The organism is Telmatospirillum sp. J64-1 (assembly GCF_006980715.1).
GTDB classification, from domain to species: Bacteria; Pseudomonadota; Alphaproteobacteria; order Rhodospirillales; family Magnetospirillaceae; genus Oleiliquidispirillum; species Oleiliquidispirillum nitrogeniifigens.
Genome location: NZ_SBHN01000020.1, coordinates 22,506 through 45,778 on the forward strand (window position 1 = coordinate 22,506; position 23,273 = coordinate 45,778).

The 23,273-nt window shown below is 65.1% G+C and carries 26 protein-coding genes; 8 read left to right on the top strand and 18 right to left on the bottom strand.

The window, feature by feature from the left end:
- Nucleotides 1–67: 67 nt before the first annotated feature.
- Entirely contained in the window at nucleotides 68–1,720 is a 1,653-nt protein-coding gene (locus EPD66_RS17545; protein WP_255448555.1) for a methyl-accepting chemotaxis protein, read from the top strand.
- A gap of 134 nt (nucleotides 1,721–1,854) precedes the next feature.
- Here EPD66_RS17545 and EPD66_RS24760 read toward each other — a convergent pair whose 3' ends face one another.
- The 11 genes from EPD66_RS24760 to EPD66_RS17600 all read right to left on the bottom strand — a co-directional run bounded on the left by EPD66_RS24760 (nucleotide 1,855) and on the right by EPD66_RS17600 (nucleotide 11,239).
- A complete protein-coding gene (locus tag EPD66_RS24760) occupies nucleotides 1,855–2,487 on the bottom strand; it encodes a CatB-related O-acetyltransferase (RefSeq protein ID WP_142849812.1) in 633 nt (210 codons plus the stop codon).
- Nucleotide 2,488: 1 nt separating this feature from the next.
- Nucleotides 2,489–3,019, bottom strand: coding sequence for a gamma carbonic anhydrase family protein (locus tag EPD66_RS17555; protein WP_142849813.1), 531 nt, complete (start codon nucleotides 3,017–3,019; stop codon nucleotides 2,489–2,491).
- 32 nt (nucleotides 3,020–3,051) lie between these two features.
- Complete coding sequence (gene argC / locus EPD66_RS17560; protein ID WP_142849814.1) at nucleotides 3,052–4,098, bottom strand: N-acetyl-gamma-glutamyl-phosphate reductase; 1,047 nt, start codon at nucleotides 4,096–4,098, stop codon at nucleotides 3,052–3,054.
- Between the two features lie 172 nt (nucleotides 4,099–4,270).
- Nucleotides 4,271–4,741, bottom strand: a complete 471-nt coding sequence (rpsI, locus tag EPD66_RS17565; protein ID WP_142849815.1) for a 30S ribosomal protein S9 — start codon at nucleotides 4,739–4,741, stop codon at nucleotides 4,271–4,273.
- A gap of 2 nt (nucleotides 4,742–4,743) precedes the next feature.
- Nucleotides 4,744–5,208, bottom strand: a complete 465-nt coding sequence (gene rplM, locus EPD66_RS17570; RefSeq protein ID WP_142849816.1) for a 50S ribosomal protein L13 — start codon at nucleotides 5,206–5,208, stop codon at nucleotides 4,744–4,746.
- Between the two features lie 215 nt (nucleotides 5,209–5,423).
- Nucleotides 5,424–5,657, bottom strand: coding sequence for an acyl carrier protein (locus EPD66_RS17575; RefSeq protein ID WP_142849817.1), 234 nt, complete (start codon nucleotides 5,655–5,657; stop codon nucleotides 5,424–5,426).
- A gap of 32 nt (nucleotides 5,658–5,689) precedes the next feature.
- A complete protein-coding gene (locus EPD66_RS17580; protein ID WP_185961479.1) occupies nucleotides 5,690–6,658 on the bottom strand; it encodes a methionyl-tRNA formyltransferase in 969 nt (322 codons plus the stop codon).
- On the bottom strand, nucleotides 6,651–8,243 hold the full coding sequence (locus tag EPD66_RS17585) for an amino acid adenylation domain-containing protein (protein ID WP_142849819.1): 1,593 nt from the start codon (nucleotides 8,241–8,243) through the stop codon (nucleotides 6,651–6,653). Before EPD66_RS17585 ends, EPD66_RS17580 begins: the two co-directional genes overlap by 8 nt.
- Nucleotides 8,240–9,256, bottom strand: a complete 1,017-nt coding sequence (locus EPD66_RS17590; protein WP_142849820.1) for an LLM class flavin-dependent oxidoreductase — start codon at nucleotides 9,254–9,256, stop codon at nucleotides 8,240–8,242. Before EPD66_RS17590 ends, EPD66_RS17585 begins: the two co-directional genes overlap by 4 nt.
- A 148-nt stretch (nucleotides 9,257–9,404) precedes the next feature.
- A complete protein-coding gene (locus EPD66_RS17595) occupies nucleotides 9,405–10,556 on the bottom strand; it encodes a hypothetical protein (protein WP_142849821.1) in 1,152 nt (383 codons plus the stop codon).
- 233 nt (nucleotides 10,557–10,789) lie between these two features.
- Complete coding sequence (locus tag EPD66_RS17600; RefSeq protein ID WP_142849822.1) at nucleotides 10,790–11,239, bottom strand: PaaI family thioesterase; 450 nt, start codon at nucleotides 11,237–11,239, stop codon at nucleotides 10,790–10,792.
- 128 nt (nucleotides 11,240–11,367) lie between these two features.
- Between EPD66_RS17600 and EPD66_RS17605 the strand changes: the two genes are divergently transcribed.
- From EPD66_RS17605 to EPD66_RS17615, 3 genes are all read left to right on the top strand, one after another.
- Entirely contained in the window at nucleotides 11,368–12,159 is a 792-nt protein-coding gene (locus EPD66_RS17605; protein WP_142849823.1) for an enoyl-CoA hydratase, read from the top strand.
- A 100-nt stretch (nucleotides 12,160–12,259) separates the two neighbouring features.
- On the top strand, nucleotides 12,260–12,820 hold the full coding sequence (locus EPD66_RS17610; RefSeq protein ID WP_142849824.1) for a gamma-glutamylcyclotransferase: 561 nt from the start codon (nucleotides 12,260–12,262) through the stop codon (nucleotides 12,818–12,820).
- A gap of 31 nt (nucleotides 12,821–12,851) precedes the next feature.
- A complete protein-coding gene (locus EPD66_RS17615) occupies nucleotides 12,852–13,259 on the top strand; it encodes a CoA-binding protein (protein WP_142849825.1) in 408 nt (135 codons plus the stop codon).
- A gap of 99 nt (nucleotides 13,260–13,358) precedes the next feature.
- On the opposite strand, the gene EPD66_RS17620 is transcribed toward EPD66_RS17615, so the two are convergent.
- The 3 genes from EPD66_RS17620 to ftsH form a co-directional block, all read right to left on the bottom strand.
- Entirely contained in the window at nucleotides 13,359–14,006 is a 648-nt protein-coding gene (locus tag EPD66_RS17620; protein ID WP_142849826.1) for an alpha/beta fold hydrolase, read from the bottom strand.
- Nucleotides 14,006–14,197: a hypothetical protein gene (locus EPD66_RS17625; RefSeq protein ID WP_142849827.1), complete on the bottom strand. Its 192-nt coding sequence runs from the start codon at nucleotides 14,195–14,197 to the stop codon at nucleotides 14,006–14,008. The genes EPD66_RS17620 and EPD66_RS17625 overlap by 1 nt, the downstream gene beginning before the upstream one ends.
- Nucleotides 14,198–14,360: 163 nt before the next feature.
- Nucleotides 14,361–16,226: an ATP-dependent zinc metalloprotease FtsH gene (gene ftsH / locus EPD66_RS17630; protein ID WP_255448556.1), complete on the bottom strand. Its 1,866-nt coding sequence runs from the start codon at nucleotides 16,224–16,226 to the stop codon at nucleotides 14,361–14,363.
- A 243-nt stretch (nucleotides 16,227–16,469) separates the two neighbouring features.
- On the opposite strand from ftsH, the gene mnmC reads away from it, so the two are divergent.
- Genes mnmC through hspQ form a run of 3 tightly spaced genes read left to right on the top strand, consistent with a single transcriptional unit; the run spans nucleotide 16,470 to nucleotide 19,450 of the window.
- Complete coding sequence (gene mnmC / locus EPD66_RS17635) at nucleotides 16,470–18,431, top strand: bifunctional tRNA (5-methylaminomethyl-2-thiouridine)(34)-methyltransferase MnmD/FAD-dependent 5-carboxymethylaminomethyl-2-thiouridine(34) oxidoreductase MnmC (RefSeq protein ID WP_185961480.1); 1,962 nt, start codon at nucleotides 16,470–16,472, stop codon at nucleotides 18,429–18,431.
- A gap of 29 nt (nucleotides 18,432–18,460) precedes the next feature.
- Nucleotides 18,461–19,114 carry an MBL fold metallo-hydrolase gene (locus tag EPD66_RS17640; RefSeq protein WP_142849829.1) on the top strand — a complete coding sequence of 218 codons (654 nt, stop codon included), beginning with the start codon at nucleotides 18,461–18,463 and terminating at the stop codon, nucleotides 19,112–19,114.
- Complete coding sequence (gene hspQ / locus EPD66_RS17645; RefSeq protein WP_142849830.1) at nucleotides 19,115–19,450, top strand: heat shock protein HspQ; 336 nt, start codon at nucleotides 19,115–19,117, stop codon at nucleotides 19,448–19,450.
- A 143-nt stretch (nucleotides 19,451–19,593) separates the two neighbouring features.
- Here the strand turns inward: hspQ and EPD66_RS17650 are convergent, their stop codons facing one another.
- The 4 genes from EPD66_RS17650 to EPD66_RS17665 form a co-directional block, all read right to left on the bottom strand.
- Nucleotides 19,594–20,469, bottom strand: coding sequence for a carbon-nitrogen hydrolase family protein (locus tag EPD66_RS17650; protein WP_142849831.1), 876 nt, complete (start codon nucleotides 20,467–20,469; stop codon nucleotides 19,594–19,596).
- Nucleotides 20,466–21,059 (bottom strand): GNAT family N-acetyltransferase, encoded by a 594-nt coding sequence (locus tag EPD66_RS17655; protein ID WP_142849832.1) that lies wholly within the window; start codon nucleotides 21,057–21,059, stop codon nucleotides 20,466–20,468. The genes EPD66_RS17650 and EPD66_RS17655 overlap by 4 nt, the downstream gene beginning before the upstream one ends.
- 68 nt (nucleotides 21,060–21,127) lie before the next feature.
- A complete protein-coding gene (locus EPD66_RS17660; protein WP_142849833.1) occupies nucleotides 21,128–22,003 on the bottom strand; it encodes an SRPBCC family protein in 876 nt (291 codons plus the stop codon).
- A 105-nt stretch (nucleotides 22,004–22,108) separates the two neighbouring features.
- Nucleotides 22,109–22,708 (bottom strand): hypothetical protein, encoded by a 600-nt coding sequence (locus tag EPD66_RS17665; protein WP_142849834.1) that lies wholly within the window; start codon nucleotides 22,706–22,708, stop codon nucleotides 22,109–22,111.
- A gap of 177 nt (nucleotides 22,709–22,885) precedes the next feature.
- On the opposite strand from EPD66_RS17665, the gene EPD66_RS17670 reads away from it, so the two are divergent.
- Complete coding sequence (locus EPD66_RS17670; protein ID WP_142849835.1) at nucleotides 22,886–23,266, top strand: response regulator transcription factor; 381 nt, start codon at nucleotides 22,886–22,888, stop codon at nucleotides 23,264–23,266.
- Nucleotides 23,267–23,273 lie beyond the last annotated feature (7 nt).

Consider the following 23,273-nt stretch of genomic DNA (forward strand, 5'->3'; position numbering starts at 1 on the left):
GCGCCTTTCAGGGCGCAGTTCTTAGGGGGATATTGTGCATATCAATGACATGCGAATCTCGTCCAAGTTGTGGACAAATATTGCCATTGCTGCAGTCGCACTGGTCACGGTGGTCGCCACCGCCCTGTTCCTGCTGCGTTCGGACCTGCTGCATGACCGCGAGCTCAAGACGCGCCATCTGGTGGAAACGGCGGTTTCGCTGCTGGGGCATTACCACGCCCTCGCCTCTTCCGGACAGATGAGCCAGGAAGAAGCCCAGGCGGCGGCTTTGCAGGCGCTCCAAGCCCTGCGCTATGAAGGCAACGAGTATTTCTGGGTCCAGTCCACCAGCAACAAGATGCTGATGCATCCCTTTACCCCGGCGCTGGTGGGCAAGGATCTGTCGGACATGCAGGATAAGCGCGGCAATTACTTCTTCCGCGAATTCGTGTCCATCGTGCGGGAAAAAGGCCAGGGCTTCGTCTTCTATTACTGGCCCAAGCCCAATGTGACCGAACCCGTGCGCAAACTGTCCTATGTCCAGGGCTTTCCCGCCTGGGGCTGGATCGTCGGTACCGGCATCTATATCGACGATGTCGATGCCATCTTCTTCAGCCGCCTGATCAGCTTCGGCGGCGGTGTCGCCGCCCTGCTGCTGCTGGTTCTGGGCACGTCCCTGGCGATCAGTCGCAGCATCACCCGCCCCCTGGCCCGCCTCACCGGCGACATGACCCGCCTGTCCCAGGGCGACCACGGCATCGCGATCACCGACAGCGACCGTAAGGACGAAATCGGCGGTCTCGCCCGCGCGCTGGCGGTGTTCAAGACCAATGCCATCGAACGATCCCGCATCGCCGCCGAACAGGCCGCCGAGAACGAACGGAAACTGGCCCGCCAGCAACGCATGGAAGAGCTGGCCCGGAAGTTCGACAGCGGAGTAAGCGCCCTGCTGCAATCGGTCAGCGTTTCAGTCCGCCACCTGCACGAAGCCTCGGAAAGCATGACCTCCGGCGCCCGCGGCACCAGCGAACGCAGCGCCGCCGTGGCCGCCGCCGCCGAACAGGCCTCCAGCAATGTGCAGACCGTCGCCGCCGCCGCCGAGGAATTGTCGTCCTCGGTGCGGGAAATCTCGCGTCAGGTGATCGAGTCCAGCAGCATCGCCAATCAAGCCGCCCAACAGGCCGAACGCACCAATGCCAAGGTGCAAAGCTTGGCCAGTGCCGCGCAGAAGATCGGCGAAGTGGTCAATCTGATCACCGACATCGCCAGCCAGACCAATCTGCTGGCGCTGAACGCCACGATCGAGGCGGCCCGTGCGGGCGAGGCCGGAAAGGGCTTCGCGGTGGTCGCCAACGAGGTGAAATCGCTGGCGAACCAGACCGGCAAGGCGACGGAAGAAATCGCCCGCCAGATCCAGTCGGTGCAGGAGGAAACAGCCGAAGCCGTGCATGCCATCGGCGATATCGCCAAGATCATCCGCCAGATCAACGAGATCGCCTCCTCCATCGCCTCGGCGGTCGAGGAACAAGGCGCGGCCACCCAGGAAATCGCCCGCAACGTCCAGCAGGCGGCCGCCGGAACCGACGAGGTTTCCAGCAACATCATCGGCGTCTCGCAAGCCGCCAGTGAAACCGGTCAATCGGCGCAGCTCGTCTACGACTCCGCAGACGAGCTGATGAAGAACGCCGATTCCCTGCGCGGAGAAGTCGAACACTTCCTGCGCGACATCAAGACGGCGTGAACTTTTGAGGGAAAGGGGTGCAGGGCGCCGCCCTGCACCCGCCAGGAGCCTGAGGCTCCTGGACCTCAGGGATGTTCCAGAGCGCGGCTCACAGGGCCGTCTCGAAGAGTAAGCGGACCCCAGGCTGGAGCCCCCTATTCCCGCGCCGCCGCCCTCAAGGCATTCAGGTCTGCACCGGCAATCGCTTGCAGATTCCGGGTGATCTTGGCCGCGTCCCAGTTCCACCAGGCGATGGACTGCAATTCGGCCACCACCTCTTCCGGAAAACGGCGGCGGACTTCGCGGGCAGGATTCCCGGCGACCACGGCATAGGGCGCGACATCGGCGGTCACGACGGCCTTGGCGGCGATGATGGCGCCGTCCCCGACCGTGACACCGGGCAGGATCGTGGCCTCGCGCCCGATCCAGACATCATTGCCGATGACGGTGTCGCCCTTATAGGGGAAATCCGGTTCCAGCCCCTCCCATCCCTGGCCGAAGATCAGGAAGGGATAGGTCGAGAAGCCCGAGACGGCATGGCTGCCGCCATTCATGATGAAGCTGGCCCCGGTGGCGATGGCGCAGAACCGGCCAATGATCAGCCGGTCGCCGATGAAATCGTAATGATAGAGGACGTTTTCGTCCTGGAAGCGTTCCGGCCCTGCCGGATCATCGTAATAGCTATAATCGCCGACGATGATGTTGGGCCGGGTGATGAAGGCCTTCAGGAACCCGACCCGGGGAAACCCCTTCATGGGATGGGGGTCGTTCGGATCGGGGCCGTTCATCCTACCGCCCCCGCGCTTCTCGCAGATATTGCGCCGCCAGTTCGCAATAATTGTCCGCCGAGACGGGGAAGAAATCCAGTTCCGCCTGGGTCAGCGGACGCATGGGGCGGGCCGGGCTGCCGCCCCACAACTCACCTTTCTTGACCCGCTTGCCCGGCGTGACCAGGGCCCCGGCGGCGACCATGGCGCCGCTTTCGACCACCACGCCGTCCATCACCGTGGCCCCCATGCCGATGAAGCAGCCGTCTTCCAGCACGCAGCCGTGAAGAATGGCGCCATGGCCGACGGTGATGTCGGAACCGATATAGGTTGGATACTTTTCCCGGGTGACGTGAACGACCGTATGGTCCTGGATATTGGTCCGCTCGCCGATGCGGATCTTGTTGACGTCACCGCGCACCGTGCAGCCGAACCAGATCGAGCTTCCCGCGCCCACATGCACGTCGCCGATGACGGCGGCATTGGGCGCGATGAAGGCTTCCGGATGCAAAGTGGGGGTCACGCCCCCGAAGGGCAGGATCAGGGCGCTCACGTCATTCCTCCAATGGCTGTATTTCGTCCTTTTTACGGGAAGAGAGGTTGCTGTTCCAGGGCAGCGGTTTCCTTCAGGCCGAACATCAGATTGAAGTTCTGGATCGCTTGGCCCGAGGCCCCCTTCACCAGATTGTCGATGACCGAGCACAGGATGGCACGGCCCGGCAGGCGGTCGGCGAAGACGCCCATCAGGCAGTGGTTCGACCCGTAGACATGCCGCGTCGCAGGCACCACGCCTTCCGGCACCACCCGCACGAAGGGCTCGCCTTCATAGGTCTGCATCAGGTGCTGGCGCAGATCGTCGACCGAAACATCCTTGGCGAGGCGCACATAGATGGTGGACAGGATGCCGCGGTTCATCGGCATCAGATGCGGCGTGAAGGCCACCTGCACCGGACGGCCCGCCGCCTGGGACAGGCCCTGTTCGATCTCGGGCATGTGGCGGTGGCTGCCGATGCCATAGGCATGGATGCCGGTCGAGACCTCGGTATAGAGATTGGCTTCCTTGGCCCCGCGCCCGGCGCCCGAGACCGAGGATTTGGCGTCGATGATGATCTCGTCGGCCTCGATCAGGCCGGCCTGGATCAGGGGCATCAGCGGCAATTGGGCCGAGGTCGGATAGCAGCCCGGATTGGCCACCAGCCGCGCGCTCTTGACCGCCTCGCGGGCCAGTTCGGTCAGGCCGTAGACCGCCTGCTTCTGCAAGTCCGGCGCCTTGTGCTCGTGGCCGTACCATTGAGCATAAGTGCCGGTATCGGAGAGGCGGAAATCGGCCGACAGGTCCACCACCTTCAGATGGCCGGGCAGGCCCGCGATCACTTCTTGCGTCGTGCCATGGGGCAGCGCGCAGAAAATCGCGTCGAGCTGGCTGAAATCCACGTCGTCGATGGCCACCAGGTTGGGCAGGTCCTGCCCGGCCAGATGCGGGAACACCGAGGCCATGGTCTGGCCCGCCTTGCGGTCGGCCGTCAGCGCCACCATGCGTGCCGTCGGATGCAACGCCAGCAGGCGCACCAGTTCCGCACCCGTGTAACCGCTGGCGCCCAGAATGCCGACCCGGATCTCGTTGTCGTTCATGCCTTTACCCTTTGCCGAGGCAGGAAATTCGAGCGGCAAAGCTACGCCTCGGAACCGCGCCGGTCAACGGCGAGAGCCAAGAATAAAAAGAGGTGGCAAATGCTGCCCGCAAATGAAAAAAGGCCCGCCTCTTCCGGGGCGGGCCTTCTTCCGATCCAAGACCGGAAACGACTTAGCGCTTCGAGAACTGGAAGGAGCGGCGGGCCTTGGCCTTACCGTACTTCTTACGCTCGACGACGCGCGGGTCGCGGGTCAGGAAGCCGCTGGCCTTCAGCGAGGAACGCAGGGCCGGCTCGTAGAAGCTGAGCGCGCGGCTGATGCCGTGACGCACGGCGCCGGCCTGGCCCGACAGGCCGCCACCGGTGACCGAGCAGACCACGTCGAACTGCTGCACGCGGCCAGCGACCTGGAAGGGCTGGTTGATCAGCATGCGCAGCACGGGACGGGCGAAGTAGTTCTCGACATCGCGGCCGTTGACGGTGATGCGCCCCGAACCGGGCTTGACCCACACGCGGGCGATGGCGTTCTTGCGCTTGCCGGTGGCGTAGGAACGGCCCTGGGCGTCGATCTTGGGCTCGCGGGCCGGAGCGGCCTCGGTCGAGACGGCCTTCAGATCAGCAAGGCTCTTGAGATCGTCAGCCATGCTTACGCGCTCCTCTTATTCTTCGGATTCATCGCGGCGACGTCCAGCACCTCGGGGGCCTGGGCTTCATGCGGATGAGCGGCGCCGGCATAGACGCGCAGGTTCTTCATCTGCGCGCGGCCCAGCGGACCACGGGTGATCATGCGCTCGACGGCCTTGATGATCACGCGCTCGGGGAAGCGGCCCGACAGCAGCTGGCCCATGGTGCGGTCCTTGATGCCGCCCGGATGGCCGGTATGCCAGTAGAAGCGCTTGTCCGCCAGCTTGTTGCCGGTCAGACGCACCTTGTCGGCATTGATCACGATGACGTTGTCGCCGCAATCCATGTGCGGGGTGAAGGTGGTCTTGTGCTTGCCACGCAGACGCATCGCGATGATGCTGGCGAGGCGGCCCAGGACGACGCCGTCCGCGTCGATCAAGATCCACTTCTTTTCGATATCGGACGGTTTGGCGGAATAGGTCTTCATGACATCCACTGCATAACCGGGGTTTCCAGGCGAGGCCAAAAGCCCCGTCTCATTGAGGCGCGGAGTATCCTCAGATTCCCCGCGCTCGTCAACACCTAAAAAACCAATGAAATCAAGGCAGTTACGCCAGTGGTATTATTTTACCTCACTCAAGGAGCGCATGAATGCTGGCCTTGCGGCGCTTTCGGATAATCCTCCCTTTCCCGCCCGGCGAATCAGGCCATCGCCATCTGCGTGGCGGCGAAATCGGCGATGCTGCGGATGCTGCGGAAATTGTCGAATTCCAGGCTGTCGGGCGCGACGGTGAAGCCGTAGCGGCTTTCCAGGAACATGATCAACTGCAGCAGCATCAGCGAATCCACCAGGCTCTCTTCCAACAGGTCGGTGTCGATGGAAGGCACATCGACATTCAGTTCGTTGGCGAAGAACTCCCGAAGCGTCTCGATCATACGCACGTACTCCCTAGGCTGAAGGCTTGAGGTCAATCTCCGTCTTCCAGGCACTGGCCCGGGGCCAGCAATTCGCCGGCGACGATGGAACGGCTGTCGAAGAGGACATGCGAAACCAGGATCGTCTCGTCGTCACAGGCGACCGTGACCTGGCTGCCCTCGCGCCCGCAGACGGTGCCCGGCGCGGCCGTGGCGGGCTGGCCGGTGCGGGAGGCGCGCAAGACGGCGAATTCACGCCCGCCCAGCCGCGTGCGCGGATGGCCCCAGGCCGAGGGGAAAGGGCCGTGGTCGCAGGCGCGGATGAAGTCCACCACCTCGCGCGCCGGGCGCGACCAGCACAAGCGTCCCTGCTGGGGGATCTCCCGCCCGAAATATTCCCGCTTCACCGGGTCCGTGGGCTGGCGCGGAATGGAGGACGGCTCGATCGCCGCCGTCTTGATCAGGCGCTGGATCAGCCCCAGACCCAGGTCGCTGCACCTGGCCGAGACCGTCAGCGCCGTGTCGTCCGGCCTGACATCGAACAGGGTCTGATAGGCGATGGCGCCGGTATCGATGCCGCCATCCATCCAATGCAGGGTCACGCCATGCTGTTCCTCGCCCCGGAACAGCGCCCAGTTGACGCTGTTGAGACCGGCATAGCGGGGCAGCGGGCCGGGATGCATGTTGAAGGCGCCGATCCGTGCCGCCGCGATGACCTCGGGCCGGACCAGCAGCAGCGAATGCACGTTCAGCAGCAAATCCACCCCCGCCGCCGCGACGATCTCGGCGAAGGCCGGATCGGTCACGAGGCGGCTGGGCCAGACCGGCAAGTCGAGCTTGCGCGCCAAGGCCCGCAGGCTGGGGCCCGATCCTACCGCCTCGCCCGTCACCACCCCGGCCAGGGAATGCCTGGAATTGTCCGTCAGGCTGCGGAGCAGGCGCATGGCTGGGGCCCCCTCGCCCACCAGCATGATGGTGAGCGGACGGGCCTCGGCAGGCCGGGCCCGTCCGGCTTCATGCATCGGCCTTCTCCGGACTGGCCGACATGTCTTCCTTGAGGCGCGGACGGTCGATCTTGCCATTGGCATTCTTGGGCAGCATCCGGTAGGCCGCCCAGCGCGTCGGAAGCATGTAGGCGGGCAGATGGCGGCTCAGTGCCTTGCGCAAATCCTTGGGATTCAGGTCATGGTCCTCGGCGGGAACATAGGCGCAGCAGATCGTCGCGCCGTCGAAACCGCCGCTTTGGACCGCCACCACCGCCGCTTCCTTGAGGATGCCCAGGGCATCCAGTGCGGCCTCGATCTCGCCCAGTTCGATGCGGTAGCCCCGGCTCTTGATCTGGCTATCGGCGCGGCCGACGAAATGGATCAGCCCGTCCTCGCCCAGCCGCGCCAGATCGCCGGTCTTGTAGACGCGGCCCGGGGAGAAGGGATGGGGCAGGAAGACGCCCCGTGTCTTTTCCGGGTCCTGCCAATAGCCGGGACTGAGCCCCACCCCGGCGATGTAGAGATCGCCCACCTCGCCGGGCGGCGTGGGCCGCATCTCTTCATCCAGCACCAGCAGATCCTCGCCGCCGCAAGGCCGTCCGATGGGGATCGCGGCCCGCTCGTCCGAGGGACAGGCGGGAACGGTATAATAGCTGCTGGCAATGGTCGCCTCGGTGGGACCGTAGAGATTGGTGAAGCGGACATGGGGCAGGCGCCGCATCCAGTGGATCAAGCTGGAGGTCGGCAGCACCTCGCCGCACCACAGCACCCGCTTCAGGCTGGGGAAATCGCCGTCGCGGATCACCCCGGCCTTGGCCATCAGCGACATCACCGAAGGCACCGAGAACCATTGCGTCAGTGCGGAAGAGCGGATGAACTCGGCCAGCTTGTTGGGCAGCAGGTTGAGTTCCGGCGCCACCAGATGCAATTCGGCCCCAGCCCTGAAGCTGCCGAACATGTCGAAGGTGGAGAGATCGAAATGCAGCGGCGGATGGCCCGAGAGACGATCCGCCTTCCCAATGCCGAAATAGTCCACGCCCCATTCCACGAAGGACAGGGCATTGGCATGGGTGATGACCACGCCCTTGGGCAAACCCGTCGACCCCGAGGTGAACAGGATATGAGCGGCATCCTCGGGCCCGCGGCGGACATCCGGCGCGCTTTCCGGCAGGCCGAGGGCCTCGGCGGCCTCGAAATGTACTCCTGGCCAGGATTGCGGCCCGATCAGGCCGATCCGCGCGGCCCGGGCGGCGGGACTTTCGGCGGCGATCTCCTCCATCAGCCTCCCGGTGGCAGCCGTGATCAGGATGACGCGCGGGCGGCAGGACTCGACGATGCGGGCCGCCCGCAAGGCGGGGCTGGCGGGGTCCATCGGGACATAGACGCAGCCCGCCTTCAGCACCGCCTGGATGGCCGTCAGGGCATGAAGCGACTTGGGCAGCAGCAGGCAGACCCGGTCGCCCTCGCGGCATCCCTGCGCGCGCAGCAGCCGGGCCAAGCGGTTGGACATCGCCTCCAGCGCGCCATAGGTCATGCGCTGGTCCGCCATTACCAGAGCCGTCGCCTCGGGACGGGTTTCGGCCTGGGCGGCCACAAGGTGATGCAGCAGCCGCACGCTCATGCCGCCATCTCCTGCGCGTATTGGAAGGCCAGCCGCATATGCTCGATTTCCTCGTAGGACGGGGGAATATCCATGATGAAGAGGCGGTGTCCCTGGGTGATGTATTGGACCAGCTCGGCCGCCGTGCGCTCGTAGCTGCCGACCAGATAGGGGCAGAATGTTTTGTAGGTCTGGAACGGGCGCAGCCAATAGGGATCGTCCGCGAAACGGGGGACGGTCTCGGTTTCGGAAAGCTGCTTGTGCCAGACCGAATCGCTGACCTTCATGGCCAGTTGATGGGTCAGTTCGCCCGGACGGTCTTCGGGGAAGCGTTCATGCGCGATGCGCCAGGCCTCGGCGCCGTCCTTGCGGGCGATGATGCCGATCCGCGCCCCGCAGCCTGCGGGCATCTTCGCCTCCTCCCCCGCCTCCAGGCGCTTGGGATAGACCACCGCCGTGGCGCCGATGTCCTCGGCGGCGGCCAGCCCGGCGGCCGAGGAGCCGGAGATCAGGATTTCCGGAAACAGCTCGGGCGGCAGCGGCGGCTGCATCCTCACTCCCTTGACCCGGTAGTACCGGCCCTCGAAACGCACCGGATGCGGGCTTTCCAGCAATTGCTTCAGGATCAGGGCATATTCGGTGGTGCGCCGGTAGCGGTCGTCATGGGGCGTGTCGTCGCCCAGCGCCAACAGGTCGTTCCGGAACCCGCCCGCCAGCATGTTCAGGGCGATCCGCCGGTCATGAAGCAGGGCCAGCGAGGCCACCTTCTTGGCCGCCGCATAAGGATGCATGTAGAGGGGCTGCACCGCCACCAAGGGCAGCAGGCTGCGGGTGTTCTGCAGGATGACCTGCGCCACCAGCCAGGGATCGGCCAGGCTGTTGTCGGTATAGATCAGGATGCCGGCGCAGCCCGCCGCCTCGCTCCATTGGGCCACCTCGATCACCCGGCGCGGATAATCCTTCCCGTCCTGGTCCTTCGACTGCGGGCAGGTCGTGTAGATTTGCAGGCCGTTGCGGGAAGAAATGGTCATCATGCATGTCCCACATTGTTGCGGGGGGCTCTTCCGCAGGTTCCGGCTGAGCAAGCCGGAAAAACCGCCGCGGGATCACATTCCTGAAATTATCGCGGAACATTCGCGCCCCACAAAACAACCATGGGTGCATTGGCCGCTGTTTGAGGGGTTAGTAAAAGAGGCTGGCATCCCCATCCATCAGGCTGGGCAGCCAGACATCCGGGTCTTGCAGCAGCTGGGCCAGCGCCGCATCCGGCACGCGATAGAAATAAGAGTTATGGGGATAGGGCATGGGGATGGCCCGGCGCGCCAGGAAGCGCTGCTGCGCGAGGCCCGGCAGGCCGAACATCTCCATCAGGTGGCAGCCCTCGCGCCTGGCCTGCAGCGCGGCCGCCCAAAGCAGCCAGTCCGCCGTCTCGGGCGGCGCTTCCGGGTCCAGTTGCAGGTCGAGGATGCGCGCGCCCAGCAGGCCGATCGCGGGCCGCGCATGCGCCTTCCACAAGACGTAGCCGTCTAGATAGCCGCCGCTGCCGCAACTGATCAGGCGCACCGGATGTTGGGCATCGGGATCGCCCAGACGCCAGCGCAAGGTGGCGGCATCCCGCCAGGCCAGCAGCTTTTCCGAACTGAGGGTCAGACGCAGCCACAGCCGGTCGAAGGCCTCGCCTACCGCCGATGCCTCCAGGGACCGCAGGTCGGGCATGGCACCGGCGGGGCGTTTCATCCCATGACCGGCCAAGCGCAGGCCGGGACCTCCGGCGAGAGCGCCCACGATGCTCGCCAGCCCGGCCAGGCTTTTTCCCTTCCCCTGCCGCCGCATTTTCGCCGCCGCCACCGCTCCGGCATTCAGCACCCAGCCGAAGCGGGAAGAGAGCGGCCCCTCCGGCAGGCTCTGGAACTTGAAGAATTCAAAGATGCTGGAGGCCGTTTCATTGGCCGAAGTATTGAACAGCAACGAGACGCCGGGCTGGTTCATGAAGCGGTGCAGCAGCTTGAGGCTGGCGCTGCGATGTTCCGGCAGCACCAGATAGGCTTGGCCCGCGGCAGCAAGCACCGCTTCGCCGTCCAGCCAATAGCGCTGGGCCAGATTCCCGAGAAAACCGCAGGGCCTGCCGCCGTTCAGCAACAGCCAGCCGGGCCGGAATCCCGGCCCGGCCTCGGCCAGCGCGGGATTGTCCACCGTCAGCCAGCGCCATTTCGCCACGGAAGGCACTTGCCAGTCCATCCGGCGGTAGAGCGGCGCAAGGCTGCCGTAATCCTCCACCTTCATCGGGCGGATTTCGGTGGCGGAGGCCTTCGGGGCGACTTCCGACAGCAGCATGTGATACCTCCCGGACCCTTCCTGCACGACTCGCGGCGACGCATGAGCGTCTCAAGAGTGCGAGGAGAATTTCCCCGAGGCAAATGCACCTAAGGCTGAAGAAGACTTGAAAAAGATGCGTCCCGGCCCGATCGGTCAGACCGATCGGGAGACGGAAAAGCCGGAGGACTCATCTCGCATGGGCAAGACTCACCTCTCTTTCCGGCATCGCCGGAGCCGCATCGGGGGAACGTTCAGGCCGCGCTGGTCCGGCTCATGACGGCCGCCGCCGAGGGAGGAATGGAATAGGTGCCGGTGACATGGGCGACCATGTCGTCGCTGCCGTCCGTGTAGAGCGCCACCTCGCCCACCGCAAGGCGCTTGCCCAGCTTCAGGATGCGGCCTTCGGCAATGACGTCGGCCTGGGGCGGCTTGCGCAGGAAATTGATCGACAGATTGGTGGTCACCGCCAGTTCCACCTTGCCGATCATGCCCAGCACCACCGCATACATGGTGACATCGGCCAGGGCCATCAGGGCCGGTCCCGCGACCGTGCCGCCGGGACGGACCAGATCGGGATTGGCGTGCATGCGCATGCGCGCCGTGCCCTCGCCGATGGCCTCGGTATGCATGCCGAACAGATCGACCAGCGGCAATTCGGCGGAAACCAGTTTCTGGAAATCCTCGACGGTGATGAGCGGCATGTTTCCTCCGGGATTATTTTCTCCAAGTATGGCGGCGGCTTTCCCTTTGCGTCAACGCACGGGCTTGATCCCATGTCCCCGGGGGCGCAGACTGAAATTCATAATCAAGAAACAGGGAGAGACCATCCATGACCGCCGAAACCGCTCAGCCCCTGCTGCTGCGCCAGGATGCCGAGGGCATCGCCACGCTGACGCTGAACCGCCCCCAGGCACGCAACGCCCTGTCGCTGGGGCTGATGGCCGCCCTTCAGGCCGAACTGGATGCGATCGCCTCGGACGCGACGGTCAAGGTGGTGGTCATCGCCGCCAACGGCCCGGCCTTCTGCGCCGGACACGACCTGAAGGAAATTCGCGCCAATCCGGGGCGGGAGAATTATGCCGACCTGTTCTCCCGGTGCTCGGCCCTGATGACCGCCATCGTCCGGCTGCCCAAGCCGGTGATTGCCAAGGTCCATGCCATGGCCACCGCCGCCGGCTGCCAGCTGGTGGCGAGCTGCGACCTAGCCATAGCTGCCGAAGAGGCCCGCTTCGCCACGCCCGGCGTCAATATCGGCCTGTTCTGCTCGACCCCCATGGTCGCCCTGTCGCGTGCCGTGGGCCGCAAACAGGCCATGGAGATGCTGCTGACCGGCCGCCCCGTCACCGCCGCCGAAGCGCAGGCCTGGGGCCTGATCAACCGTGCCGTCCCGGCGGCGGAACTGGACGAGCAGGTGACTCAGCTGGCCCGCCAGATCGCCGCCAAATCCCCGCTGACGCTGGCGACCGGCAAGGAAGCCTTTTACCGGCAGGCGGAAATGGGGCTGGACGAGGCCTATGCCTATGCCAGCGAGGTCATGACCCGGAACATGCTGGCCCAAGACGCCGAGGAAGGCATCGACGCCTTCCTCGCTAAGCGCGATCCCGTCTGGCGGGGCTGCTGAGGGAAGACGCCGTCCTGTTCATCCTGGCCTGAAATCACAATATCTCCGCACAAGAGGTCGCGCCTCCCGCGGCATCTCTCCAGCAAGAACGAAGGGTATAATGTCTGAAGGCGATCTTTGGGTATTCGGTTATGGCTCGCTGATGTGGCGGCCGGGTTTTCCTTACCTGGATGTGCAGCCCGCCGTACTGGAGGGCTATCACCGTGCCTTCTGCCTTTACTCCCGCCATTACCGAGGCACGGCGGAGAAGCCGGGCCTGGTGCTGGGGCTGACGCCGGGCGGGCACTGCCAGGGCGCGGCCTTCCGCGTCGCTGCCGATAAGGCCGACGAAGTGGTCGATTACCTGAACGAACGGGAATTGGGATCTTACGCCTATATCGCCCTCACCTTGCCGGTCTGCCTGTGCCGCAGCGGCGAGCGGGTGGAAGCCTATACCTTCGTGGCCGATCCCCAGCACCGCCAATATGCCGGAAATCTGGGGCTGGAGCGTTCGGCCCAGATCATCATGGATGCCGAAGGCCGTGCCGGACTGAACCGCGACTACCTGATCAACACGGTGCGCGAGTTGGAAAATCACGGCGTGGTCGATTCGCATCTTCACGAATTGCTGCTGGAAGTCGAGCGCCAGACCGGCCTGATCGAAGCCGGCGGCGGCATCTGATTCACCGGCGCAATCCCACAGGAGCAGAAAGATGTCCGAAGCCGTGATCCGCGACGTCCTGACCAGCGTCAAGACCATCGCCGTGGTCGGCGCCTCGCCCAAGACCATCCGCCCCAGCCATAGCGTCATGGCCTTCCTGCAACGTCAGGGCTATCGCTGCATTCCCATCAATCCGGGGCTGGAAGGACAGACATTGCTGGGCGAGACGGTCTATCCCAATCTCGCCGCAATTCCCTTCCCCGTCGACATGGTCGATATCTTCCGGAATTCCGAACAGGCCGGCGGCGTCGTGGACGAAGCCATCGCCATCGGCGCCAAGGTCGTGTGGATGCAATTGGGCGTCATCGACCACGACGCCAAACGCCGCGCCGAGGAAGCGGGACTGACAGTGATCATGGACCGCTGCCCGGCCATCGAAATTCCGCGCCTGGGGCTGTAGAGGCTTTTTATAGAGACACAGATGAACACAGAGAAACACAGATAGAAGAAAGGGTGTTTGTTATTATTTTCATCTGTGTCTTCTAGCTTCTCGCCCGCCTCACCGCAGCCGCGCCACCAACCAATCGTGCAGAAGCGGCCGGATTTGAGCTGCCACTTCGTCCAGGCAATGCCCCGCGCCGGGGAAATATTCCACGCGCTTGGGGGCGGTGATCTGCGAAGCCAGCCGGTCGGTACAAAGAGACGGCAGAATTTCGTCCTGTTCGCCATGCAGCATCAAGGTCTGGCAGAGGACCTGATCGGCCAGGGTGGCGCCATAGGCCTGGGTGGCAATGGTCACCAAGGCGTCCACATCGGGCGACAAAGCGGCGGCCTGGGTCACCACCGCACCGCCGAAGGAATGTCCGACCAAACCCACCCGCTTGATACCCTCGCCCTCCAGGAAGGCGATACCGGCCAGCACATCGTGAAGCGCCTCGTTCAACTGGCTGGAATGGCGGAATCGCACTCGCAAAGCGGCGATGCCCGCCTTCGGCAATTCCTGACAGAGCCAGGGATAGAGGTCGTGGGCCGGGCTGTCCCAGCCGCCGCCGACGCCGCCCACCATCAAGACGGCGGCTTCGGCTCCTTCCACTTCGTACCAGCGGAAATCCACGCGCCCCCGCCCCGTCATCACCTCGACCGGCGCATAGCCGCCCGAGGCGATGGGGAGAATGCGCGTCTCGGTGAGAAGGACCTGCTCAACCATCAGTGCTTCTGGTCTTCCGATTCGCCGGTGCCGATGCGCCGGTCGGAAGCGGGCTTTTCATCGCTGGTACCAGCACCGCCGGTCTGCTGCTGACTGGCCACATTGCCCTTGTCGTCCGGGTCCAGATGTCCCTTGCGGGCGGACTTGCCGGGCCCGCCATGTTCATGCTTGGCGCGTTCCGTCTCTTTCATGGGATCCTCCGTGAAATGGGGCAGCGAAGGACCAACAATCCCCTCTCCGGATGGTTCCGCAGAAAGCGCCGGAAAATGAGCTCCCTTCTCAAGCCTCAAACAGCGTTTCGCCCGCCCCCATTGCTGGAGGCGGGCGAAGCGGACCCTTTTCCTGTCGGGGAGTTTACGCGGCCTGTTCGGCCACCACCTCCGACGGGTCCTCGACCGAGGCGGGCCAGTTGCGGGCCATTTCCTTGATCTCGGCCCCGCTCAGGCTTTCCCGTTCCAGCAGGGCCTGGGCCAGTTCATGAAGCTGGTCCATGCGCGTGGTCAGGATGTGCAGGGCACGGTCCCGTCCTTCCGCCACCAGGGCCTTGACCTCGGCATCGATCTGGCGCGTCGTGTCTTCCGAGAAGGCGCTGTCGCGCTCGGCATAGTTCAGCGTATAGGCGACGGTGCCGACCCTCTCGCTCATGCCCCATTCCGCGACCATCTTACGGGCGATGCGCGATGCCATCTGAATATCGCCCGACGCCCCCGTGGTGATTTCCTCCGGCCCGAAGATCAGTTCCTCGGCGGCACGGCCACCCATGGCCACGGCGAGGTCGGCCAGCAGGCGCGAACGGCGCAGCGAGGGCTGGTCGCGTTCGGGGATGCGGACCACCATGCCCAGCGACTGGCCGCGCGGCACGATGGTGACCTTGTGGATCGGGTCCGAAGCCGGGCTGTAATGGGCGACCAGGGCATGTCCCGCTTCGTGATAGGCGGTCAGGCGGCGGTCCTCCTCGCTCAGCACGAAGGAACGGCGCTCGTTGCCCATGATGAGGCGGTCCTTGGCGTGATCGAAATCGGCCATGGTCACGCTGTCGCGGTTGCTGCGGGCGGCCATGATGGCGGCCTCGTTGACCAGATTGGCCAGGTCGGCGCCCGAGAAACCGGGCGTGCCGCGCGCCACCACATGCAGGTCGGCATCGGCAGCCAGACGCACCTTGGCGCAATGCACGGCCAGGATCTTTTCGCGCCCACCGATATCCGGGTTCTGCAGCACGATATTGCGCGAGAAACGGCCAGGACGGGTCAAGGCGGCATCCAGGATTTCCGGGCGGTTGGTGGCGGCGATGACGATCACGCCGGAATTGGCGCCAAAGCCATCCATCTCGACCAAAAGCTGGTTCAGGGTCTGCTCGCGCTCTTCATGCGCGCCGCCGGACGTGCCGGTGCTGCGCGAACGGCCCACCGCATCGATCTCGTCGATGAACAGGATGCAGGGCGCCTTCTTCTTGGCCTTGGCGAACATGCTGCGCACGCGGCCGGCGCCGACGCCGACATACATCTCGACGAAATCAGAACCCGAGGCCGAGAAGAAGGGCACGCCCGCCTCGCCGGCCACGGCCTTGGCAAGCAGGGTCTTGCCGGTGCCCGGCGGGCCGGACATCAGCACGCCCGTGGGAACGGTACCGCCCAGGCGGCTGAAGCGCTGCGGGTCGCGCAGGAACTGCACCACTTCCATCAGCTCTTCCTTCTCGGCATCGCAGCCCGCCACGTCGGCGAAGCGCACATTGCTGTCCGAGGCGGAAACCTGGCGCACCTTGGAACGTCCGGCCATCGGGCCGCGCAGGACGTAGAAATAGAAGAAGGCCCCCAGGAAGCCGAAAATCAGCAGATTGCCCACCACGGCCAGCAAGGCCCGTGCGGTGACGCTTTCGCCATAGGGCAGGAATTCTTCGGATTTGAACTCGACGGTCACGCCGGCATCGGCGGCCTGGCGGGCCAGATCGGCGGCCACCAGTTCCGGCACCAGGGTCCGGTGCAACACGTTGTCGGTACCGGCGGCAGAGGCCGAACGCATGCCGTAGAAGGTCAACGTCTCGACTTCGCCGGCGCGTACCAGCTCGACCACCTGGGAATAACTGGAATCGCGCAACGTCATGCCCTCTTCCGTCTCGGTTCCGGAGGTGAGCGCGCTATAGAGGGGGTAGCTGGTGGCAATGCCGCCCAGCAGCCCAAGGGCAACCAAAGCGGCGATGACGAGGCGTTTGCGATTGTTCACTGGGCCTGGTCCTTTTTTGATCCGCCATGCCTGGCGGCATGATAAAATACGTGTAAGTCAGGCAGCCTTATGGGCAGTGCCGTCTTGTCGCTATAGTCGGGCCGGAAAGTCGGCGGGATGAGAAGGTGGCAATCCTTCGGACATCGGGTCTCGATCATCCTCGAAAGCGATAGAACCATGGGGGAAGAGACCGAAACAAGCCCCATCTGGCCCACCACCCCTAACGATTATGGTTACCTCCAAATGAGGAGTCCTCTCCCCACCCTGTCCCAAGCCCATCTGGATTGGAGCATCGGCGACACCCCCAGATCCCAACGTTTCGGCGACATCTACTTCACCGCCGGACAGGGCTTGGCGGAAAGCCGGTGGGTCTTCCTGGACGGCATCGGCGTCCCGTCCATATGGCGGGACCGGCACCGTTTCGCCCTGGGCGAAACCGGCTTCGGCACCGGGCTGAACTTCCTGCTGACCTGGCAGGCCTGGCGCGAAAGCGCGTCCCCCGGCGCGCGGCTGGATTACGTAGCGGTCGAGGGCTTCCCCCTGGGGCGGGACGACCTGGCCCGCGCCCTGGCCGCCTTCCCCGAACTGGCGCCGCTGGCCCGGCAATTGGTCGAACACTGGCCCGGCGCCCGGCCGGGCTTCCACCGCATCATGCTGGAGAACGGCAGGGTCGCCCTGACCCTGCTGATGGGCGAGGCCGCCGAGATGCTGTCCAGGCTGGAAGGCCGCTTCGATGCCTGGTATCTGGACGGCTTCGCCCCCTCGCGGAATCCCGAGATGTGGCGGCCCGAGGTCCTGGCCCAGGTCGCCCGGCTGTCGGCTCCCGGTGCACGCCTCGCCACCTTCACCGCGGCGGGAGAAGTTCGCCGCAATCTGCAGGCCCTGGGCTTCGTGATGGAAAAAGCCCCCGGCTTCGGGCGCAAGCGGGAATGCCTGCGCGGCCGAATGGAAGCCCCCGCCCCCGTCGTGCTCGACGCGCCGTGGTACGCGCCCGCCGAACCAGCGCCCGCCGGGCCGGTGGCGGTGATCGGCGGCGGCATCGCCGGCGTGGCGGCGGCCCATGCCTTGGCCGGATATGGTTTCTCGCCCGTCATCATCGAGCGCCATGCCGCCCTGGCGCGCGAAGCATCGGGCAATCCGGCCGGGCTGTTCAAGCCCCATCTCACCGCCTCGGCCAGCGCCAATGCACGTTTCCATTCCGCCGCCTTCTTCTATGCAAAACGGCTGTACGAGACTCTGCCCGAGGATATCTGGCATGGACGCGGACTGGCGCTGCTCGCCCGCGATGCCGAGGATGCGGAACGCCTGCGCGGGCTGGCCGGCACCGAAGATCTGGCGGAAGAGCTGGAACACGGCATCGAGGCGCCTTTCGGCGGCCTGTTCTTCCCCCATGCCGGATGCATCGCGCCTTCGCGCATCTGCGAGGCCCTGAGCCAAGGCATCGCTACCATCCGCGCCGAGGTGGCGTCACTGGAACGCATTCCGGACGGTTGGGCGCTGCGCGATCCGGCGGGCGAAATCATCACCGAAGCCGCCGCCGTGGTGCTGGCCAACGGGCCGGAAACGCCCCGCCTCTGCCCCAGCGCCGAATTGCCGATCCATGCCAATCGCGGCCAGATTTCCTTCGTCGAGGCCGACGGCACCGGGCCTTCGGTCGCCTTGTCCTTCGGAGGCTATGCCACGCCGGAAGTGCCCGCGCCCTGGGATGGCCGCATGCATGTGATCGGCGCGACCTTCGGACGCTGGCCCGACCCCGCCGACCTCGGCTGGAGCGCCCTGTCCGAGGAGGACCACGCCCATTGCCTGGACCTGCTGCGCGGCCCCCTGCCCGCCCTGGCCGAGCGCTGGCAATCCCGCATCAAGGGCGGCCGGGCGGCCTTGCGCGCCACCACCGACGACCACCTGCCCCTGGTCGGGCCGGTACCCGATGCGGCAAGCTATCGTCAGGATTTCGCCGATCTGCATCACGGCCGCCGCCCGGAAAGCTATCCGGCGGCGCGCTGGCAGGACGGGCTCTATGTCCTGTCGGGCCTGGGCTCGAAGGGCTTTCCCCTGGCTCCCTTGGCCGCCGAGATCCTGGCCGCGACCATGGCCGGTGCGCCTTTACCCGTGGAACGCGACGTCGCCCAGGCCATCCATCCATCCCGTTTCCTGGTCCGCGCCCTGCGTCGGCGCCCTCTTGGCAAGTCCAAGCGTCCGGAGTAAACCGGAGATACACAGGGAGAAGGACAGGCATGGCAACGCACCGGCCTTTGATGATCGGCGATTTCGCCCTGCGCATCGTCGTGACCAATCCGCCGCTGAACCAGAATTGCTATCTGGTCGAACATGTCCCGACCGGCGAACGAGTGGTGCTCGACCCCGGCGGCGAAGCCGAACGGATCCTGAAATTGGGGCAGGCCGAAGGCGGCACGGTCAAGGCCATCTGGCTGACCCACGGCCATCCCGACCATATCGGCGCGACCCACGCGATCCAGCAGGCGCTGGGCCTGCCTTTCCTCGCCCATGAGGACGAAAAGCCGGTGATCGCCCAGGCGGCGCATTTCGCCGCCTATCTGGGAATGCGCCTGACCCCGCCGAAACTGGCGGATTGGCGGACGGGCGAGCCGGTGCTGAACCTGGGGGGCGTCGAGGTCCGCATGATCCACACGCCCGGCCATACGCCCGGCGGCGTCTGCTATGCCTTTCCCGGTTTCTGCATCACCGGCGACACCTTGTTCAACCACGGGGTCGGCCGCACCGATTTCCCCGGTGGCAGCCAGCCCCAATTGGAGGCCTCGATCACCCGTTTTCTCGCATTGCTTCCGCCCGAGACTATATTGTTCAGCGGTCACGGTCCCTCCTGGACCGTCCGAGAAGCCCGTGCCTGGTGGGGAGTGGACGCCTAAATGAATGTGATCATGCGCTTGGCCAAATTCGAAATCGGCCAAATCGTCCGCCACCGGATCTTTCCCTTCCGGGGCGTGATCTTCGACGTGGACCCGGAATTCGCCAATACCGAGGAATGGTATCAGGCCATCCCCGAAGAGATCCGCCCGAACAAGGAACAGCCCTTCTACCACCTGCTCGCCGTGGGGCCGCAGGGTCCCTATGTGGCCTATGTCTCGGAACAGAACCTCCTGCCCGACGACGAACACGGCCCCGTCGCCCATCCCCAGGTCAACGAGATGTTCCAGGGCTTCGAGGACGGACGGTATCGCGCGAAGGGACGGGTGACGAATTAGCAATTAGGCCCGCAGCGCCCTTCGAGACGGCCCTGCGGGCCTCCTCAGGGCGAGGCCACTTCCTTACTTTTCAATAACATAACCAAACCTCATGCTGAGGAGCCGCGAAGCGGCGTCTCGAAGCATGAATTGGCACATCCCGCCTACGCCACCTCCACCTTGCCCAGTCCCGCCTGCCGGTCCCAGTCGCGCCAGTTGAAGACCTGACCTTCGGCGCGAACGCGGGTCATCGCGTCCATGTCGAGATCGGCATAGACCCAGCCCGGCGCGTTCAGTTCGCCTTCGGCCAGGATGCCGTTATCGGGCATGAAGCGGTCAGGTGGGCCGAAAATGGCGGCGGCACCGATATTGACGTCCACGGCGGGTGACCACGGGGCCTCGCCCACCGTGGGGGATTGCAGGACGAAGCACTGGTTCTCCAGGGCACGGGCCTGGGCCGAAAGGCGGACGCGGTGCCAGCCGGCCAGCGTGTCGGTGCAGCTTGGCGCCAAAATCAATCCGGCCCCGGCTTCGGCCAGGGCATGGACAAGCTGCGGAAATTCCACGTCGTAGCAGATGGCGATGCCGACCCGGCCGAAATCGGTGTCGAAGACGCGCAAGGCCTCGCCCGGCCCGATGCCCCATTCCTCGTTCTCGAAGCGGGTCATGATCATCTTTTCCTGCACCCGGCACGTACCGTCGGGCGCGAAGAAATGGGCGGTGTTGCGGAATTGCCCGTCCCGCCGCACCGGCAGGGTGGGCGCCAGCAGCCAGACCCGATGCCGTTTCGCCAGGCCGCCCCAAAGATCGAGAAAGCGCGGCAGGAAGGCCTGCATCTCGTCGATCTGGCGATGCAGGTCGGCCGCCACCTCTTCCCCCAGCAGGGCGGCCAGTTCCATGGCGCCATATTCGGGAAAGACCAGCAGGCGGGCCTCACGGGCGGCGGCCTCGGCCACCCAGGATTCGGCCTTGGCGGCGTAGTCCTGCCAGACAAGCGGGCGGTCGATGGGATATTGGGCGGCGGCGACGCGCAGGGTCACGATAGCTCCTTGATCCAAAAGCGCATCAATTTGGGACTTTCCTCGGCCTCGTCCAGGTCCTTCCATGAAAAATGCACCGTCATGTCGGGCAGCGGGGTGAAGCCGCGCCGGCGCCAGAAGTCATCCAGGGGCACGTAATCCGCCGGACGGCGGGGATGATCGGCCGGACGGTCGACAGCACAGAAGGTCGCATGGGTATAGCCGCCCGTCTCGCGGGCATGGGCTTCGCGCTGGCGGAAGAATTCGACGCCGATGCCCTGGCCGCGATACTGGGACAGCAGCACGGACTCGCCGAAATAGAAGATGCGGTTGGGATCGAATCCGGCCTTGGCGAAGGCGGCGCGCATTTCCTCGGGCTCACCCGCCATGGGCAGGGCGGTGGCAGCCCCGACGACCTTTTCCCCGTCCAGCGCCGCGACGATGACGCTGTCCGGCGTCTCGGCATAGGAACGCAGATAGCGCTCCTCATAGGCCTGATCGCCATCATAGAGATAGGGCCAGTCGCGGAAGACGGCGATGCGCAGCCGGGCCAGATCGCCCAGCCGCGCCGCCAAGCCCTGGCCGCTCAGCCTTTCGATACGCAGGTTCATCCCGTCCTCCTGTCGTCTCATTCCTGGGGGGTATGGGCGACGACAGGGGAGGCGTCAAGGATTTGGCATCAGGTATTCTTGCGCACGATCTCGGATTGCTGGTCGCTGGTGGGATCGATGCTGCGCGCCGCCACCGGCTGGCCGCCGACCATTTCGACGCCGGTCACCACGCCATGGCCTTTCTCTTCCTCGGTCCCCTTCACCCCGGCCCCCTTCACGATGCCGCCGCCTTCGGTCGAGGGGGGGGGCGGAGTCCGGCCTCGGTCCTCGGCCTTGCCGGTCGTGGTGATGCCCTCATGCGCATCCCGGCCGCTTTCCATGATCTGCTTCAAGCGTTTCAGCGCCTCCATGGCCTGCTGTTCCGGCTCGTGCCCCATCATCCAGGCCACCGCCTGCCCGGCCATTCCGAAGGGCGGCTCGTAGCGCAGGGACAAATCCACTTCGGTACGGCCGTCGCCGATATCGCGGAAACGCACCTGCCCGGAATTGTTCACATCCGGCGTACCGACCGAACGCCAGCGAATCAACTGGTTCTCGCGCTCGTCGATGACCTCGGATTCCCATTCCAGCGTCACGCCCATGGGCAGGGACATGCTCCAGTGGGAACGGGTATCGCTGATGGAATCGACATGCTCGATCCGGGGAATCAGCTTGTTCAGGTTTTCTGTCCGGCGCCAGAAACGGTAGAGGTCCCGGCGCGAGGCGGAGATGGTCATGGTGCAGCGGGACCGGACCGGGCGGCTTTCCATCGCCTCCTTCGCCTTGCCCTGACGCAGTTTGCCCAGGACTTCGCTGCCGCGCAGCGCGGCCGTCAGCAAGCCTGACCCCGCCGCGGCCATGGCCAGTCCTGCGGCATCGCCCCGCCGCAATCCCTGAAGCGCCAAAAGGCCGCCGCCGCCGATCATGGCGATGCGCCGGATATCCTTCATGCTCGGTGTCTGCATAATCGCCGTCTCCTTGCTTGCCCCCCTCCTTCGGACAGGTTTCCCCTGACGGACAGGTGGGAGCGGCCTCAGGCCGGTCAAGCCGTTTGGACGCAGGGGGTAGCCTTACGCGGTGAGGCGGACGCTTTCGGGTGAGGACGGATAGCGCCGCCCCTCGATGGCGTAATAGGCCCGCAACAGGTCGGCCTCGATGCCAAGCGCGGCCCTCGCTTCGGCCAGGGAGCGGTTCATGTAGGGCCTGAAATCCACCTGGTCCAAGGCCTGGCAGCGCGAGATGTAGCCCAGCCGCAAGGCATCACGGAAAACGGCGATGTCCTCGTTCGAGAAACGATAGATGCCGGAATAGAGATTTCCCGCGATGAAGGAGAAAAGACGTTCCTCCGAGGAGCCGACGCGATGGGTCGATCCCATGGTAAAGCCGATGACGAAGGCTTCGTCCTTGGGCCGGATGCCGCGCCCCAACAGGACATGGATGCAATCATGGTCGTCCAGCCCGACCCGGCCATGGAACAGGTCGAAGCCGGGAATGCGGAATTTCGGGTTCTCGACCAGTTGCACCAGCAACGGCACCTCGGCCTGTCCGCCGCCGACCAGACGCAAATCGGCCACCGCCTCGGCCAGCGTCACCTGGCCGGCACTCAGGGGAACATGCCACTCATCCGGCGTTGCGCCGAAACGCGGCTTAGGGGAAAGGGCTGGGTCCATGGTCTGAATATGGGCAGGTCCCGCCGCCCGCAAAAGCCCGGAAGACATAGGCCAGAGGACCAAGACCGGTTGCTAAATCCCTGCCCCGCCGGGCGAAATGACAGAGATATGTGAAGATGTTATCTTATTGAAAACCGTCCTTTCGAGACGGACACAAAAGCAAAGGGAGGAGGCCCCGTGACCCAGTCGGTCCTGGTCGTCGATGACGAGCCCAATATCGTCCTGTCCCTCGAATTCCTGATGAAGCAGGCCGGTTTCGACGTGCGCGTGGCGCGCGACGGCGAAGCGGCGCTGAAAGCCGTCGAAGAAAGCGCCCCCGATGTGGTCCTGCTCGACGTGATGATGCCCAAGCGCGACGGCTACGACGTCTGCCAGGCCATCCGCGCCAATCCCGCCTGGAACGGCGTGCGCATCATCATGCTGACCGCCAAGGGGCGCGAGATCGAGAAGGAAAAGGGCCTCGCCCTGGGCGCCGACGACTACATCACCAAGCCCTTCTCCACCCGCGAAGTGGTCGATCGGGTGAAAAGCCACATGAAGCCGCAAGGAAGCGCCTGACCGGCAG

Bases quoted from the DNA above. Each gene is read 5' to 3' on its own strand.
- EPD66_RS17575 (WP_142849817.1), bottom strand. From the start codon at position 5,657: ATGATCGAGACGCTTCGGGAGTTCTTCGCCAACGAACTGAATGTCGAT.
- EPD66_RS17655 (WP_142849832.1), bottom strand. From the start codon at position 21,059: ATGAACCTGCGTATCGAAAGGCTGAGCGGCCAGGGCTTGGCGGCGCGG.
- EPD66_RS17585 (WP_142849819.1), bottom strand. From the start codon at position 8,243: ATGAGCGTGCGGCTGCTGCATCACCTTGTGGCCGCCCAGGCCGAAACC.
- EPD66_RS17605 (WP_142849823.1), top strand. From the start codon at position 11,368: ATGACCGCCGAAACCGCTCAGCCCCTGCTGCTGCGCCAGGATGCCGAG.
- hspQ (WP_142849830.1), top strand. From the start codon at position 19,115: ATGAATGTGATCATGCGCTTGGCCAAATTCGAAATCGGCCAAATCGTC.
- EPD66_RS17600 (WP_142849822.1), bottom strand. From the start codon at position 11,239: ATGCCGCTCATCACCGTCGAGGATTTCCAGAAACTGGTTTCCGCCGAA.
- EPD66_RS24760 (WP_142849812.1), bottom strand. From the start codon at position 2,487: ATGAACGGCCCCGATCCGAACGACCCCCATCCCATGAAGGGGTTTCCC.
- EPD66_RS17580 (WP_185961479.1), bottom strand. From the start codon at position 6,658: ATGCATGAAGCCGGACGGGCCCGGCCTGCCGAGGCCCGTCCGCTCACC.
- EPD66_RS17625 (WP_142849827.1), bottom strand. From the start codon at position 14,197: ATGAAAGAGACGGAACGCGCCAAGCATGAACATGGCGGGCCCGGCAAG.
- rplM (WP_142849816.1), bottom strand. From the start codon at position 5,208: ATGAAGACCTATTCCGCCAAACCGTCCGATATCGAAAAGAAGTGGATC.
- rpsI (WP_142849815.1), bottom strand. From the start codon at position 4,741: ATGGCTGACGATCTCAAGAGCCTTGCTGATCTGAAGGCCGTCTCGACC.
- EPD66_RS17590 (WP_142849820.1), bottom strand. From the start codon at position 9,256: ATGATGACCATTTCTTCCCGCAACGGCCTGCAAATCTACACGACCTGC.
- EPD66_RS17665 (WP_142849834.1), bottom strand. From the start codon at position 22,708: ATGGACCCAGCCCTTTCCCCTAAGCCGCGTTTCGGCGCAACGCCGGAT.
- argC (WP_142849814.1), bottom strand. From the start codon at position 4,098: ATGAACGACAACGAGATCCGGGTCGGCATTCTGGGCGCCAGCGGTTAC.
- EPD66_RS17620 (WP_142849826.1), bottom strand. From the start codon at position 14,006: ATGGTTGAGCAGGTCCTTCTCACCGAGACGCGCATTCTCCCCATCGCC.
- mnmC (WP_185961480.1), top strand. From the start codon at position 16,470: ATGAGGAGTCCTCTCCCCACCCTGTCCCAAGCCCATCTGGATTGGAGC.
- EPD66_RS17595 (WP_142849821.1), bottom strand. From the start codon at position 10,556: ATGCTGCTGTCGGAAGTCGCCCCGAAGGCCTCCGCCACCGAAATCCGC.
- EPD66_RS17640 (WP_142849829.1), top strand. From the start codon at position 18,461: ATGGCAACGCACCGGCCTTTGATGATCGGCGATTTCGCCCTGCGCATC.
- EPD66_RS17610 (WP_142849824.1), top strand. From the start codon at position 12,260: ATGTCTGAAGGCGATCTTTGGGTATTCGGTTATGGCTCGCTGATGTGG.
- EPD66_RS17660 (WP_142849833.1), bottom strand. From the start codon at position 22,003: ATGCAGACACCGAGCATGAAGGATATCCGGCGCATCGCCATGATCGGC.
- EPD66_RS17615 (WP_142849825.1), top strand. From the start codon at position 12,852: ATGTCCGAAGCCGTGATCCGCGACGTCCTGACCAGCGTCAAGACCATC.